The sequence below is a fragment of the Haemophilus sp. SZY H56 genome (assembly GCF_054332415.1).
Window position 1 is genome coordinate 19,523 of the sequence record NZ_JBTGNX010000011.1, and the last position, 15,855, is coordinate 35,377.

Here is a 15,855-nt window from a genome sequence, read left to right on the forward strand (position 1 = left end):
AAAACGCAGTTAAAATTAACCGCACTTTATTTGTAGATGATCCTGTGTGCTTTCACACACAGGATATTCTTTATTAAGCGTAAAGTGGATTTAAAATTTCAGTTTTTAAACCAAATTTTGCGATTGCATCAGCGACCACTTTCGCATCAAATTTGCCTTGTTTTGCAAGCTCATGCAATGCTGCAACCACAACATAACGCGCATCCACTTCGAAGTGTTCACGTAAGTTTTCACGGCTATCTGAACGACCGAAACCGTCAGTACCTAATACGTGATAGCTTTGTGCTGGAATGAAGGCACGAACTTGTTCTGCGAACAACTTCATGTAGTCAGTAGCCGCAACTGCTGGTGCATCATTCATTACTTGAGCAATGTAAGGAACACGTGGTTTTTCAGTTGGGTGTAGCATATTCCAACGTACGGCATCTGCACCTTCACGCGCCACCTCTGTGAATGAAGGTGCGCTATACACGTCAGAGCTTACGCCATATTCATTTGCAAGGATTTGTGCCGCTTCACGAACGTGACGGAAGATAGCACCGGAACCTAATAATTGAACATGACCTTTGTTGCCTTTCGCTTCAACGGTTTCAAATTTATAAAGACCTTTACGAATACCTTCTTCTGCGCCTTTTGGCATTGCTGGTTGTTCGTAAGTTTCGTTTAATGTGGTGATGTAATAGAACACATCTTCTTGTTTTTCACCGTACATACGGTTGATACCGTCTTGTAGGATAACGGCCACTTCATAAACGTAAGCGGGGTCATAAGACACACAGTTAGGAATAACCAGAGATTGAATATGGCTGTGACCATCTTCGTGTTGCAAACCTTCACCATTTAATGTTGTACGGCCAGAAGTACCACCGATCATGAAACCGCGAGCTAATTGGTCACCCGCTGCCCACATTAAGTCACCCACACGTTGGAAACCAAACATTGAGTAGTAGATAAAGAATGGAATCATCGGAAGATTATTTACAGAGTATGAGTTCGCTGCCGCTAACCAAGATGATGCCGCACCTAATTCATTGATACCTTCTTGTAATACTTGACCATCTTTCGCTTCACGGTAGTAAGCGACTAACTCACGGTCAGAAGGCACATAGTTTTGACCATGCGGGTTGTAAATTCCGATTTGACGGAATAAACCTTCCATACCGAAAGTACGCGCTTCATCAGCAACAATTGGCACAATTTGTTTACCAATATTTTTATCTTTCAATAAGGTATTTAAGAAACGTACAAATGCCATTGTAGTTGAAATTGGACGCGCTTGCTCTTCCAATAATGGCGCAAACTCTTCCAATGCTGGCACTTTAAATTCGGTCGTAAATTTTGGTAAACGTTTTGGTAAGTAACCGTTTAACGCTTTACGTCTGCCGTGAAGATAATTGTACTCTTCCGAACCTTCTGGGAATGTGATGTACGGATAGTTAGGAATATCTTCATCTTTAATATCTAATTGGAAATGGTCGCGGAAAGATTTTAAACTCTCAATCGACATTTTTTTAGATTGGTGCGCAGTGTTTTTACTTTCTGCTTCAGGAATTTTATAACCTTTAACCATGTGCGCTAAGATCACAACAGGTTTACCTGCAGTTTGCGCTTTATGGAATGCGGCATAAAGTTTTTCTGAATCGTGACCACCACGTCTTAATGCCCAGATTTCATCATCTGTCATATCAGCCACTAATGCAGCAGTTTCTGGATAACGACCGAAGAAGTGTTCACGAACATATGCACCATTCTTAGATTTGAAGGTTAAATAGTCACCATCAAGCACTTCCATCATTAATTGGGTTAATTTGCCGCTAGTATCTTTTGCAAATAATTTATCCCAGCCACTACCCCACATGACTTTGATCACTTCCCAACCCGCACCAGCAAATAAACCTTCTAATTCTTGAACGATTTTGCCATTACCCGTTACTGGACCATCTAAACGTTGCAAGTTACAGCTTACAACGAAGATTAAGTTATCTAAGCCTTCACGTGCTGCGAATGTTAAATCACCTTTTGCTTCGATTTCATCCATCTCACCGTCACCAAGGAAAGCATACACTTTTTGATCTTTAGTGTCTTTTAAACCACGATTATCTAAATATTTTAAGAAACGAGCAGAACGGATAGCATTCACTGGACCTAGTCCCATAGATACCGTAGAGAATTGCCAGAATTCAGGCATTAATTTCGGGTGTGGGTAAGAAGAAAGGCCTTTACCTGGTTCACATTCCTGACGGAAATTATTCATTTGTTCTTCAGTAATACGACCTTCAACAAATGCACGAGCATACATACCTGGCGCTGCGTGGCCTTGGAAGAAGACTAAGTCACCGCCATTCTTATCTGTCGCCGCTTTAAAGAAGTGGTTAAAACAAACTTCATACATGCTTGCTGCAGATTGGTAAGTTGAAATGTGGCCACCTAATTCAAGATCTTTTTTCTGTCCACGCAATACCGCCATGATAGCATTCCAACGAACAGCACTACGAATACGACGCTCAATCGTTTTATCACCTGGATATACAGGTTGCTCAGAAGCGGGGATTGTATTGACATAAGGGGTAGTAAATCCACCTTTAGCAATATTCACACCACCGTTACGAGCCTGTTCAATTACTTGATTCATAATGTAATGCGCACGCTCTACGCCTTCTGCACGAATCAATGAATCAACTGCTGACAGCCAATCCTGCGTTTCAATTGGGTCAATATCGTTTACTAAGGTATCTGACATAGTCTTTCCTTATTTTTACTGAGTGAAAATAAAATTTGGTTCATAACCAAACGCGAAAATGAAAATTAAGCTTGCATCCATGTTACAAACATTTAACAAATGTTGTAAATTTTATAAGATTTTTTATAATAAAGATAGTAAATTTTCATTATACTGGTGCATTTACCCGTATTATTTTTATGCAGATTGTCAATCGTACGATTATTTTAGTACAATTCTGATACTTATTGCCTATTAATATGATAGCGCTGACTAAGATTAATTTAAAGCGTCAATAAAGATTTTTCATTTAGTCCAAGGAAAAATAATGAACACCACTACTCGCCGAATCTTTTCCTATAAGCATATAGCCTTAGTAGCTCATGATAGTTGTAAGCAAAATTTACTTACTTGGGTTCAAAAACATAAATCCGTGCTCACCCATCATCAGCTCTATGCAACGGGCACGACAGGCCATCTTTTATCGAAAGAAACAGGACTAAAAATAACTTCGCTATTGAGTGGCCCTATGGGTGGAGATCAACAACTTGGCGGACTGATTGCTGAGAAAAAGATTGATATGATGATTTTCTTTTGGGATCCGATGAATGCGGCCCCCCATGATCCTGATGTAAAAGCCTTAATACGTATTGCAACCGTTTGGAATATTCCCATTGCGATCAATCAAAGTACAGCCGATTTTCTGTTAACATCAAGCTTATTTGATCAAGAAATCAATATTGATATCCCCGATTATGACGGGTATTTAAAGGCGCGTTTAGATTAAAAATCAAATAATCCCGACCAAATAAAAAAGGAGATAAATTGCTTTATCTCCTTCTGATTATTTAACGATTATTACCTTGTCTGCATTGCTGCGCCCATTATTAACATAAATAATACGCCTTGAACTTGTTCTTCTGGAATCAGTTGACCATTAAGTTTGAGTTCGCCTTTTTCGAGCACTAAGGTAAGCGTCACATTTTTATCGTTATTCACCACAATATTTTGTGCTGCCGCTTGTTTCGCTTGCTCTTCAATTTTCTCTTTAACCAAAGCTTTATCTTCTTCTGGAGCAAATTGTGTCATGATTTTTTCTGCTGTCGCTTTATCTACATGAATATTTACCGCGAAATCCGTAAATTGTTTATATAAACTACCCGCCATTAAATCAAATTTCGGATCTTTCGCTAATGCCACATTTAAATCTAATGACACTTTACCTTGATTATCTGAAATTGACACTGGGTTAAGTTTAATTTGAGGCTGATTATTAAAAATAACCATACCATGATTTTCAACCCATGAACTTAAAATTTCAGATACCACTTCATTCTTCACATTTTTATCATCACTTACTGACTTAAAGACGGTGAAAAGTGCTTCAATCAAAGCATTTGCTGCGTTCGCTTCAATATGGTTTAATTCACCATTATAAGTTAATTTTCCAAAATCCTTCCCATCAACAGCTATCGAGTCTACCGTATTTTCACTTTTGGCACTCACGAAATCACCATCGAGCGAAATATCAGATTTTGCTTTAAAACCCTTTTCGACTACAGTGCTCTCTTTTCCCGCATGATCGAGCGTAGCCATTTCAAAACTGTCAATTAAAGAAGTGCTTTTTCCCGTATAAATGTAAGCCCACTTAGTTGGATTATATGAACCTTCGACTTTCATGCCTTTCATTTTCATTGTGATTGATTTAGGCATATCTTCGCCATCTTGCTCCTCCATAACTTCTGGCAAGACGGTAGCACTCACTTCATTTAAGGTCATATCATATTTGCCAGCGAGATCTTTATTGACATCAAAGCCCATATTGATATTTGACCAAGTGACTTTCGTTCCTGGTGACTCTGGATCAGTTAGCTCTCCACCTGCTAATTCAACTTTACCTTTTGTCGATAAGTTATAGCTAGTAGTTGCTTGATATTGAACAGGTTTATCTGATTTAAGCAAATCAAATAAAGGTTGGGTTGTTTCATTTTTACCAATCACACCTTGTGCTGAAAACATTGTTGGTACAAAGTTGAATTTTTCTAGCTGATTAAGAGGAAATGGACCATGATAAAGCTTAGTTGAAAATGGAATAGTAAATACCTTCCCCTCTTTGGGTAAAGATATAACCACTTCATCTTCCACTTGAGAAGTAAAGAAACCGCGCTCAAACTGTTTATTTTGATAAACAACCTTAAATAAATCAGATGAGCCTAAAGCCTGAGCTTGTTTATTTGCTAATTCAATTTGGCGTAAATATTCAGTTTGTGCTTTTTCGCCTGTAAACCAGGCCCCACCGACACCTACCGCACCAAGAGCCATAATCACACCTAATGCTACGGTTGATTTTTTCATTTTGATTCCTTTGCTAAATTAATAGATGATTAAAATTGTCAGCAATTTATCATAAAACACAATCTTTTTCTTATTTTTCCAAAATAATTTTATATTCCCCCTTGAACTTTGTTTCGTTGGACTTATTTTGTAAAACAAGAACAAAAGCGACCGCACTTTAAGAGGATGAAAAAATTTAAATCAAGCCTCTTGAAATGCGAAAAAATATCCACATCTTATTCATCGTAATGATTTACGACGAATTTAAAATTTACTTAGGAGTAACAAAATGGGAAAAATTATTGGTATTGATTTGGGTACAACAAACTCTTGTGTTGCAGTTATGGATGGTGATAAACCACGCGTAATCGAAAACGCAGAAGGTGATCGTACTACCCCGTCAATTATCGCTTATACAAATGATAACGAAATTTTAGTGGGTCAACCGGCAAAACGCCAAGCGGTGACTAACCCTAAGAATACGTTATTTGCAATTAAACGTTTAATCGGTCGTCGTTTTGAAGATGCTGAAGTCAAACGTGATATCGACATTATGCCATTTGAAATCACCAAAGCAGACAACGGTGATGCATGGGTAAATGTAAAAGGTGACAAACTTGCGCCTCCACAAATCTCTGCAGAAGTATTGAAGAAAATGAAGAAAACTGCAGAAGATTTCTTGGGTGAGCCAGTAACTGAAGCAGTAATTACCGTTCCAGCATACTTTAATGATGCGCAACGTCAAGCAACAAAAGATGCGGGTCGTATCGCTGGTTTAGAAGTTAAACGTATCATCAATGAACCAACAGCGGCAGCGTTAGCTTACGGTTTAGATAAAGGTCAAGGCAACAAAACTATCGCCGTATATGACTTAGGTGGTGGTACATTCGACTTATCTATCATCGAAATTGATGAAGTAGGCGGCGAAAAAACCTTTGAAGTATTGGCAACCAACGGTGATACTCACTTAGGTGGTGAAGACTTCGATAACCGTGTAATCAACTACTTAGTAGATGAGTTCAAAAAAGAGCAAGGTGTGGATTTACGTAACGATCCACTTGCAATGCAACGTTTAAAAGAAGCAGGTGAAAAAGCGAAAATTGAACTTTCTTCTGCACAACAAACTGATGTGAACTTACCTTACATCACTGCAGATGCTACAGGTCCTAAACACTTAAACATTAAATTAACTCGTGCTAAATTAGAATCTTTAGTAGAAGATTTAGTGGCTAAATCACTTGAACCTGTAAAAGTTGCACTAAACGATGCTGGCTTAAGTGCATCACAAATTGATGATGTTATCCTAGTGGGCGGTCAAACCCGTATGCCATTAGTACAACAAAAAGTAGAAGAGTTCTTCGGTAAAGCACCTCGTAAAGACGTGAATCCAGATGAAGCCGTTGCTATCGGTGCAGCAGTTCAAGGTGGTGTATTAGCAGGTGATGTAACTGATGTATTATTGTTAGACGTAACACCGTTATCTTTAGGTATCGAAACCATGGGTGGTGTAATGACTACCTTAATTGAGAAAAACACGACGATTCCAACTAAGAAATCACAAGTGTTCTCAACAGCAGAAGATAACCAAAGTGCAGTAACCATTCACGTGTTACAAGGTGAACGTAAACAAGCATCAGCGAATAAATCTTTAGGCCAATTCAACCTTGAAGGTATTAACCCTGCTCCACGCGGTATGCCACAAATTGAAGTAACCTTCGACATCGACGCTGACGGTATTATCCACGTTTCTGCGAAAGATAAAGGTACAGGTAAAGAACAACAAATCACCATCAAAGCCTCTTCGGGTTTAAGTGATGAAGAAATTCAACAAATGGTTCGTGATGCAGAAGCAAATGCTGAAGCAGACCGTAAATTTGAAGAATTAGTACAAGCGCGAAACCAAGCAGATCACCTTGTACACAGCACACGTAAACAATTAGAAGAAGCAGGTGACAAAGTTCCAGCTGAAGATCGTGCCGCAATTGAAAGCGCATTAAGCGATTTAGAAACTGCAGCGAAAGGTGAAGATAAAGCAGCAATCGAAGCTAAACTTCAAGCACTTGCAGAAGTGGCTCAAAAACTTGCTCAAGCGGCTCAACCACAAGGTGATGCACAACAAGCTCAAAGTAGCAATCCAAATGATGATGTTGTTGATGCTGAGTTTGAAGAAGTGAAAGACAATAAATAATTCACCGCTCTTCTTACCATAAACAAAGGGCGTGGAAACACGCCCTTTTGGTGTATCTAACAAGTTCCCCTCTTTAGAAAAGAGGGGGGAGGGGTGATTTGATAGCGATATCAAATTTTCTTATGAGCTAAATTTACTTCTGCCAAATCTCCCCCCGCCCCTCTTTGCTAAAGAAGGGAGTATGTTACAAGCGGTCAAATTTACCCAGAATTTTGTAAATTTAAGTAATGGTTATGCCACTTACACTTTATCCACTTGCTAAAATTCGTACGCATAACACAAAGGAAAATCCCGCAGAAAAGATTGGACAGCTTTGGCAGAATAATTTTACCAAATTGCCTCAAAATGAGCCTTATTATGGTGTTTATCTGAATTACGAATCGGATTTTACGGGCTATTATGATGTTGCTGTTGCTCAAGAAAGTAAACCTGAAGGCAGTTTTTCAACCATTGAAATTGAAGATCTGACTTGGTATGAAATCTTCCCTACGACTTATAAATCAGTAGTTCAAACGTGGCAACATATTTGGAATAAAGAAAAGCAAGGCTTATTAAAACGTGCTTATAACGTGGATTTTGAAAAATATTATCCAAATGGAAAAGTGGATATTTACATTTCAATTTGCCCACATTGCTAAAAATAGCGAATGTAAGCGGTCAGAAATGACAAAATATTTGCAAATAAAAATACGGAAACATTATGGCAAAGAAAGATTATTACGACGTTCTTGGTGTTGAACGTGGCGCAGATGAAAAAGCAATTAAACGTGCTTACAAAAAACTCGCCATGCAATATCACCCTGATAGAACCAAAGGTGATAAAGCCAAAGAAGAAAAATTTAAAGAAATCCAAGAAGCCTATGAAATCTTAGGCGATAAAGAAAAGCGTGCTGCTTACGATCAATACGGTCATGCAGCCTTTGAACAAGGCGGCATGGGAGGCGGTGGCTTCAGTGGTGGATTCAGCGGCGCTGATTTTGGTGATATTTTTGGTGATATGTTCGGCGATATCTTTGGCGGTGGCGGACGTGGTCGTCAGCGTGTAGTTCGCGGTGAAGATTTACGATATGACATCCAAATTACGTTAGAAGAAGCCGTAAAAGGTACAACCAAAGACATCCAAATCAATACGCTTGCTCACTGTGATAGCTGCGATGGCACTGGTGCAGAAAAAGGCTCAAAAGTTGAAACATGTCCAAGCTGTCATGGTTCTGGTCGTATTCGTCGTCAACAAGGTTTCTTCGTAACCGAAGCCGTTTGTCCTACTTGTCATGGTTCTGGTAAGAAAATTGAAAAACCATGTAAAAGCTGCCATGGCGAAGGTCGTGTTCACAAGAAGAAAAACCTTTCTGTTAAAATTCCAGCAGGTGTGGATACTGGCAATCAATTACGTTTAAGCGGTGAAGGCGCAGCAGGTGAAAATGGTGCTCCAGCAGGTGATTTATATGTAGTTATTCACGTTAAAGAACATCATATCTTTGAACGTGATGGAAATAACCTCTACTGCGAAGTGCCAATTAGTTTCTCAATGGCAGCGTTAGGGGGTGAAATTGAGGTCCCAACCTTAGACGGTAAAGTAAAACTCAAAATTCCTGCGGAAACCCAAACAGGCAAATTGTTCCGTATGCGTGGTAAAGGAGTAAGCTCTACACGTACTGGCTACGCAGGCGATCTCATTTGCCGTGTGGTGATTGAAACGCCGGTGAACTTAAATAAAGAACAAAAAGAATTATTAGAAAAACTGGAAGAAAGTTTGAAAGAACAAAAATCTCATAGCCCGAAATCTTCAAGCTTTTTAGACGGTGTGAAGAAATTCTTTGATAACTTAGGTAAATAATCCTAAACAGAAAGTGCGGTCAATTTTAAAACTATTTTGAAATTGACGGCACTTTTTTTATTGATAAAAAAAGGCATATTGAATATGCCCTCTTCTCTATTAATTAGTCTTTAAGCTTTAACCATTTGCTAGACAATGTTCCGGCTGTCATTGCACCATTCACATTCAGTGCAGTTCGTCCCATATCAATTAATGGTTCAATTGAAATCAATAAACCGACTAATTCTAACGGGAGATTTAAAGTCGATAACACCACAATCGCAGAAAAGGTTGCGCCACCACCTACGCCGGCAATACCGAAAGAGGAAATCGCCACCACCAATACTAATGTTGCAATATAGCTCACCGTAAATGGATCGACACCCACTGTTGGCGCCACCATTACCGCTAGCATCGCAGGATAAATCCCCGCACAACCATTCTGTCCAATTGTTGCCCCAAAGGTGGCTGAAAAGTTTGCTACAACAGGATTATTACCTAGTTTATCTGTTTGAGTTTCAATGTTTAACGGAATACTCGCCGCGCTTGAACGAGAGGTAAAGGCGAAACTCAATGTTGGCAATGCCTTTTTGAAGTAAGTAATTGGGTTAATACCAGATAAACCAAGTAACACACCATGCACAATAAACATCAAGATAATCGCAATATAAGACGCAACAATAAAACTACCTAAGTTCAAAATATCTTCCCATTTTGATGTAGCCGCCATTTTAATCATTAACGCAAACACACCATAAGGGGTTAAACGAATGACGAAGCGCACTAAACGCATGACTAATTTATTTAATGTATCAACCCCTTGTGCGATACGATCACCGAGTGATTGATCTTCTTTGCGTAAACTTAATGCTGCTACACCTAAAAATGCAGAAAAAATCACGGTGCTGATAATCGAAGTTGGATTCGCTCCGGTTAATTCTGCAAATGGATTTTTAGGAATAAAGGAAATCAACATCGCAGGAATAGAAAGGTTGCTGACTTGATCAACTCGTCCTACAACTTTCGCCTGTGCCGCTAACTCACGCTCACCCGCCACTAAACCTTCTGCAGTTAAACCAAACACTTGCACCATAATGATACCGATTAATGCCGCAATCGCTGTGGTAACTAAAAGCACGGAAAGTACGCTAAAACTGATTTTGCCTAATGAACTGGCTTGATTTAAACGCGTAATCGCAGAAAGGATCGACACAAACACCAACGGCATTACAATCATTTGGAGTAAGCGAACATAACCACCGCCCACTACATTGATCCAATCCAAGGCTGTTTTCACGGTTTCTTGCCCACCTAAAGATTGCAGTAATGCACCGCCTACAAGCCCTAATAACAAACCAACAAATACCGTTTGACCTAATTTTTGCGTGCTACGATAGAGATAATTAAGCCCTAAAAGCACTGCGACAAAAAGCACCAAAGTAAGAAATAACATTTTTATTCCTTAAGAAGTTGATAACTAAGTCTATTTAATGGTTTTTATCAAAGGAAATAAAATGTTTTTTAGGAATGAGATATAACTAAGTAGAATTTAAAAGGGATAAACGATTTTATCCCTTTTCAGATTGAAAAGAGAGTGATTGTTAGACGACAGAAATGGCTTTTATTTGTACATAAACATCCATGCCTTGAGCAAAATGCAATTCATTAAACGCCCATTTACTGATACTTGCCCAAACTTTATGCCTCTCCACCAACACCGCAATATCAATGCGATTCTCTTGCGGAACGATTTGTACAATTTGCCCGAGTAAGATATTACGAATACTCGTTTGCTCTGGCTTGCTGAGAGTAAGCGAGACATCGGAACTATAAATACAGACGCGCACTTTTTCATTCGCTTGATGATGTACTTCATTAATCCAAAGCTGTTGTTCGCCCAAAGAAAGTGCGGTCATTTTATAGGCTGGATTATGTAAATATACTGGCAACGCCAACACACTACTCTGCTCCGATTCGCCTTTCCAAGGGGCAAATAACGGACTGTTCCATACATTTTCTAAGGTGTCATAGGCTTTCACTTTGCCATTTTCCATCAGCACAACACGATCGGCCAAACGCAATAATTCGTCCAAACTGTGCGTCACATATAAAATCGGCACATTAATTTCTTTAGATAGACTTTCCAGATATTGCATAAGCTCACGTTTGCGAGGCACATCTAAAGCTGAAAGCGGTTCATCCATTAACAAAATATCAGGATCTGTTAATAAGGCTCGCCCAATCGCCACACGTTGTTTTTCACCACCCGATAAAGTAAGTGGATAGCGTTTGAGTAACGGTTCAATACCAAGTAGCTGAACGATATAGTCAAAGTCTTCACGGCTGACATTCTTCATGCCATAACGTAAATTGCCTTTGACGTTGTAATGCGGAAATAAACGGGCATCTTGGAATACGTAACCAATTTTGCGCTGATGCACGGGGAGATTCTCACCGTTCTCCACATCCACCAAAGTGCGGTCATTTAAACGAATAAATCCTTGATCGGGATGAGTTAAACCACTCACCAAGTTAATCAATGAGGTTTTACCCGAACCTGACAAACCAAAAATAGCCGTCACACCTTGAGTTGGCAACTGCAGATCCGCACGTAAGGTCAAGCGACCTAATTGTTGTTGTACATTAATGTGTAGCATCGCCCTGCCCCAATTTTTTCTGCATCCGTTTGCTCAATGCTTCGGAAAGCAATAAAGAAATTAATGAAAGGATCACCGCAAACAAACAAAGGCGTGCAGTTTGTGCTTCGGCGCCTGGTGTTTGGATAAACGAATACATTGCTAAAGGAATGGTTTGAGTTTCCCCCGCAATATTAGATACGAAGGTAATGGTTGCACCAAACTCTCCTAAAGAGCGAGCAAACCCTAATACTAAACCTGCCAATACACCAGGTAGAGAAAGGGGCAATGTAATCGTAAAAAAGACTCGCCAAGGCGAAGCGCCAAGCGTCTGTGCAGCTTGCTCTAATTTAAAATCAATGCTTTCTAAGGAAAGACGTATCGCTCGTACGACCAATGGAAATGCCACCACCGCTGAAGCTAATACAGCCCCTTTCCAGCTAAAGCCGAAGGATAAGCCAAACCATTGATATAAATACTTGCCAATAAATCCATTACGTCCCATGGCGACTAATAATAAATAACCGATAACCACTGGCGGCAATACCAAAGGCAGATGAATAATTCCTGTAATCAAAGACTTACCGTAAAATTCCTTACGAGCCACTAACCAAGCAATAAAAATTGCGAAGGGCAAACTCCAAAGCATAGAACTCAATGCAACACTCATGCTTAAGTGAATCGCATCCCATTCCATCGGGCTTAATTGAAACCAAGAGAGCAAAATATTTCCTTGTGTATATGTCGATATGTCGAAATTTCTTTAGAGATAACAAAAAGGACAGTTGCCTGTCCTTTCTTTATAAAGTCTAGCTCATTATTTCACAGAGAAACCATATTCAACAAATATTTTTTTCGCTGCGCTCGATTCTAAGTAATTAAGGAAATCACGGGTATCCGCATTGTCATGATCTTTTAAAATCGCAACGGGATATTCAACCGGTTTATAACTGTCTTTCGGGAATACACCGACTGCTTTCACGTCTTTACTCACTTTCGCATCGGTACTATACACAATACCATAAGGGGCTTCAGCACGTTCAACTAAGGCTAATGCACCACGTACGTCTTTCGCACGCGCTAATTTATCTTTAACTTGATCCCATAAATTCAATTTGGTTAATGATTCTTCTGCATATTGTCCTGCAGGAACGTGCGCAGGATCACCTACGGATAAATAGCTGTCTTTTAAGCCTTTGATCCATTCACCTTTGGCAATATCCACTGAATTAACAGCACTTTTAGCCGGCGCAATTAATACTAATTCATTGCCTGCTAATACTTTTTCAGTTTCTTTTACAGTGAGATTTTTGTCTGATAAATATTTCATCCATTTGTTGCTAGCTGAAATAAATAAGTCTGCAGGTGCACCTTCTTCAACTTGTTTTGCAAGGGTGGAAGAAGAAGCAAAAGAGAAAACCACGGTATTATTTGGCTTCTCAGTTTGGTATTGATTCGCAATTTGTTGTAACGCATCAGTCATTGAAGCAGCAGCAAACACAGTCACTTTTGCTGATGCAGCAAAAGATACGCCCATGCCTGCAATTAAAAGTGCGGTTGCAAATTTAGTTAATTTCATTATTTATCTCCTATATAAATGAAACTATATATAAAAAAATATACTACGAGTAAATTATAACTTGAATTTTCAAATAAGCATACAGAAAAACTTAAAGATCAAGTAAAATAAACAGAATTGTGTATTAGGAGGAGATGATGAAACAAACTGAAATTTTACTGACGATCAAACTTCATCAAGAATTATTTATTGATCCAAAACGTGTTCGCCTCTTAAAAGAAATTAAAGAATGTGGCTCAATCAACCAAGCAGCTAAAAATGCGAAAGTGAGCTATAAAAGTGCTTGGGATCACCTTGAGGCGATGAATAAAATCAGTCCCAAACCGCTTTTAGAACGCAATATTGGTGGAAAAAATGGGGGCGGTACTTCATTAACCACTTATGCCGAGCGTTTACTGCAGCTTTATGATTTGCTCGAACAAACACAGGAACACGCTTTTCATATTCTGCAAGATGAGACGATCCCACTAAACAGTCTACTTTCAGCAACGGCAAAATTCTCCTTACAAAGTAGCGCGCGTAATCAATTTTTCGGTAAGGTGGCAAGCCAACATATCGTTGACTCCCGCTGCATTGTTGCAGTAAATATTCAGGATTTAGCTCATCCATTACATGTTTCAATCACAATGCGCAGTGCTGAGCGTCTCAGACTCATTACTGAAAAAGAAGTGATGGTGATGTTTAAAGCCCCTTGGGTGAAAATTAGTGCTACCCCATTAGAAGAAAAAAATAACCTTTTCCAAGCAACAATTCTTTCAATAGAAAACGAAGAAGCCATTGTGCAATTAAAGCACAGCTCAATTGAATTTTGTGCCAGCATTCATAGCAAAGATGGTTGGAAAGTGGGACAAGATGTGTGGTTACATGTGGATCCAGAACAGATCATTCTAGCGACATTGAAATAATCCTCAAACAAAAAGTGCGATCAAAATTTATCGCACTTTATTATTTGCGCTTATAACGCAATCTCATCAATCGAGCGTCCAAAACTTGGTAAAAAGACTTGCAAAAAATAATCCATTTCTTGGCTGTGCCATTGTTCCATTAGATGTTCTAAGCGTTTTTTCGCGGTTTTAAATTCATGGTTACCATGCTCTAATTCAAATTGAGCTTTAATATACGCACAAATCAAGTCCGCTTGTTTTACTAAATGCTTTTCTTCTGGGCTAAATTGCTCACTATCTAAATATGGAGCAAAACTCTCTTGCAATTCAGTCGGGAGCAAACTAATTAAATGCAATTCTGCAGCTGCTTCAATATCTTTATAAGCATGCGTGATTTCAGAGTTGAAATACTTAATTGGGGTCGGTAAATCACCAGTGAAAATTTCAGAGGTATCATGATACATCGCCATCACTGCAATACGTTCAGGATTGACTTTACCATCAAAAAAGTGATTTTTAATAATGGCTAAAGCTTGTGCTACAAAGGCTACTTGCAAGCTATGCTCCGCCAAGTTTTCCTTTTCAATATTGCGCATTAATGACCAACGCTGAATTAAGCGAAGACGATCTAAACAGGCAAAAAAGTGGCTGGTTTTAACTTCCACAATACATCCTTAATTAAACGGTAACTCTTCAATAATCACAGGAAGATCAATTACTTTACCTAAGCGAGAAACGGTAACAATGACCTCTGTATGCGGTTTAGTATCACTGATAATTTGCATCATTTCACGAATAGAGAGGTTATCTTGTTTATTTAACCGCAAAATCACATCACCGACTTGTATACCTGCTTTTGCGGCAGGACTATTGGCGGTCACGCCAGTAATCACGATACCACCGTTTGAGTTAGAAGTAATTTCACTTTGCACCCCAAAATAACCACGAATCACGCGTCCATCGCGAATAATTTTATATAACACATCATTTGCAATACTAATTGGAATCGCAAAATTCAGCCCTTCTGCAATTTCATTGGCTGTTTTACCAATACTTAACGTGCTGATCCCCACTAATTCGCCCGCAGAGTTAATCAACGCGCCACCAGAGTTACCACGGTTAATTGATGCATCTGTTTGAATAAAGTTTTGACGACCTAAAGAATCCCCTACGGCACTACGCCCTACCGCACTGATAATCCCTTGGGAAACACTTTGACCGAGGTTATACGGGTTACCAATAGCAAGAGCAATATCACCAACTCGTACCTGGCGTTCTTTATTTTGCGGAATGGTAGAAAGATTGGTTGCTTTGATTTTTAATACCGCAAGATCCGTCAAATTATCCGAACCAATTAAATTCGCTTCATAAATATTGCCGTTTTGCAGTGCCACCACAATTTGATCCGCATTTTGGATAACGTGTTTATTGGTAAGAATATAACCGTCTTTGGTCATAATCACGCCAGAACCTAAGTTATTTACCTGTAATTGATCGCTATCATTAATGCTGGCAGAAGAAAAAGATCGGTTGTACACGTTCACCACAGCAGGCGAAGCAATTCTCACTGCACTATTGAATGAAACAATATCATCAGCAGAGAAAAGGCTGCTGTTATTGAGCTTAGGAACGGCAAATAAAATAACGCCTGCCGCAGCAAGCCCCCAAAGGGCGGAATGGAAAAGTTTTTTAAACATTT

13 protein-coding genes are annotated in these 15,855 nt (G+C 39.2%); 5 read left to right on the forward strand and 8 right to left on the reverse strand.

The genetic code is table 11. The annotated features are described in order from the left end of the window. Positions 1-73 precede the first annotated feature (73 nt). The gene (gene aceE, locus ACXVWP_RS08630) at positions 74-2,740 is read right to left on the reverse strand and encodes a pyruvate dehydrogenase (acetyl-transferring), homodimeric type (RefSeq protein ID WP_049355368.1); all 2,667 of its coding nucleotides are present in this window, start codon (positions 2,738-2,740) and stop codon (positions 74-76) included. 307 nt (positions 2,741-3,047) lie between these two features. Between aceE and mgsA the strand changes: the two genes are divergently transcribed. Beyond that, the gene (gene mgsA / locus ACXVWP_RS08635) at positions 3,048-3,506 is read left to right on the forward strand and encodes a methylglyoxal synthase (RefSeq protein ID WP_128787098.1); all 459 of its coding nucleotides are present in this window, start codon (positions 3,048-3,050) and stop codon (positions 3,504-3,506) included. Positions 3,507-3,577: 71 nt separating this feature from the next. Here the strand turns inward: mgsA and ACXVWP_RS08640 are convergent, their stop codons facing one another. Then, positions 3,578-5,074: a YdgA family protein gene (locus tag ACXVWP_RS08640; RefSeq protein ID WP_289902446.1), complete on the reverse strand. Its 1,497-nt coding sequence runs from the start codon at positions 5,072-5,074 to the stop codon at positions 3,578-3,580. A 268-nt stretch (positions 5,075-5,342) separates the two neighbouring features. Here ACXVWP_RS08640 and dnaK point away from each other — a divergent pair, with 268 nt between their 5' ends. The 3 genes from dnaK to dnaJ all read left to right on the forward strand — a co-directional run bounded on the left by dnaK (position 5,343) and on the right by dnaJ (position 9,078). Continuing rightward, on the forward strand, positions 5,343-7,241 hold the full coding sequence (gene dnaK, locus ACXVWP_RS08645; RefSeq protein WP_297569993.1) for a molecular chaperone DnaK: 1,899 nt from the start codon (positions 5,343-5,345) through the stop codon (positions 7,239-7,241). A 233-nt stretch (positions 7,242-7,474) separates the two neighbouring features. Beyond that, positions 7,475-7,879: a GyrI-like domain-containing protein gene (locus ACXVWP_RS08650; protein ID WP_289902448.1), complete on the forward strand. Its 405-nt coding sequence runs from the start codon at positions 7,475-7,477 to the stop codon at positions 7,877-7,879. A 62-nt stretch (positions 7,880-7,941) separates the two neighbouring features. Continuing rightward, complete coding sequence (dnaJ, locus tag ACXVWP_RS08655) at positions 7,942-9,078, forward strand: molecular chaperone DnaJ (RefSeq protein ID WP_289902449.1); 1,137 nt, start codon at positions 7,942-7,944, stop codon at positions 9,076-9,078. 103 nt (positions 9,079-9,181) lie between these two features. On the opposite strand, the gene ACXVWP_RS08660 is transcribed toward dnaJ, so the two are convergent. From ACXVWP_RS08660 to modA, 4 genes are all read right to left on the reverse strand, one after another. Further along, a complete protein-coding gene (locus ACXVWP_RS08660) occupies positions 9,182-10,510 on the reverse strand; it encodes an L-cystine transporter (RefSeq protein WP_458473359.1) in 1,329 nt (442 codons plus the stop codon). A gap of 148 nt (positions 10,511-10,658) precedes the next feature. Then, positions 10,659-11,714, reverse strand: coding sequence for a molybdenum ABC transporter ATP-binding protein ModC (gene modC / locus ACXVWP_RS08665; protein ID WP_369866782.1), 1,056 nt, complete (start codon positions 11,712-11,714; stop codon positions 10,659-10,661). Next, entirely contained in the window at positions 11,701-12,417 is a 717-nt protein-coding gene (modB, locus tag ACXVWP_RS08670; protein WP_263970176.1) for a molybdate ABC transporter permease subunit, read from the reverse strand. Before modB ends, modC begins: the two co-directional genes overlap by 14 nt. A gap of 93 nt (positions 12,418-12,510) precedes the next feature. Continuing rightward, positions 12,511-13,275, reverse strand: coding sequence for a molybdate ABC transporter substrate-binding protein (gene modA / locus ACXVWP_RS08675; protein WP_128787091.1), 765 nt, complete (start codon positions 13,273-13,275; stop codon positions 12,511-12,513). 134 nt (positions 13,276-13,409) lie between these two features. On the opposite strand from modA, the gene ACXVWP_RS08680 reads away from it, so the two are divergent. After that, a complete protein-coding gene (locus ACXVWP_RS08680; RefSeq protein WP_149785903.1) occupies positions 13,410-14,177 on the forward strand; it encodes a TOBE domain-containing protein in 768 nt (255 codons plus the stop codon). 50 nt (positions 14,178-14,227) lie between these two features. Here ACXVWP_RS08680 and yfbR read toward each other — a convergent pair whose 3' ends face one another. Continuing rightward, on the reverse strand, positions 14,228-14,824 hold the full coding sequence (yfbR, locus tag ACXVWP_RS08685; protein WP_128787090.1) for a 5'-deoxynucleotidase: 597 nt from the start codon (positions 14,822-14,824) through the stop codon (positions 14,228-14,230). Positions 14,825-14,830: 6 nt separating this feature from the next. Further along, a complete protein-coding gene (gene degS / locus ACXVWP_RS08690) occupies positions 14,831-15,853 on the reverse strand; it encodes an outer membrane-stress sensor serine endopeptidase DegS (RefSeq protein ID WP_128787089.1) in 1,023 nt (340 codons plus the stop codon). Positions 15,854-15,855 lie beyond the last annotated feature (2 nt).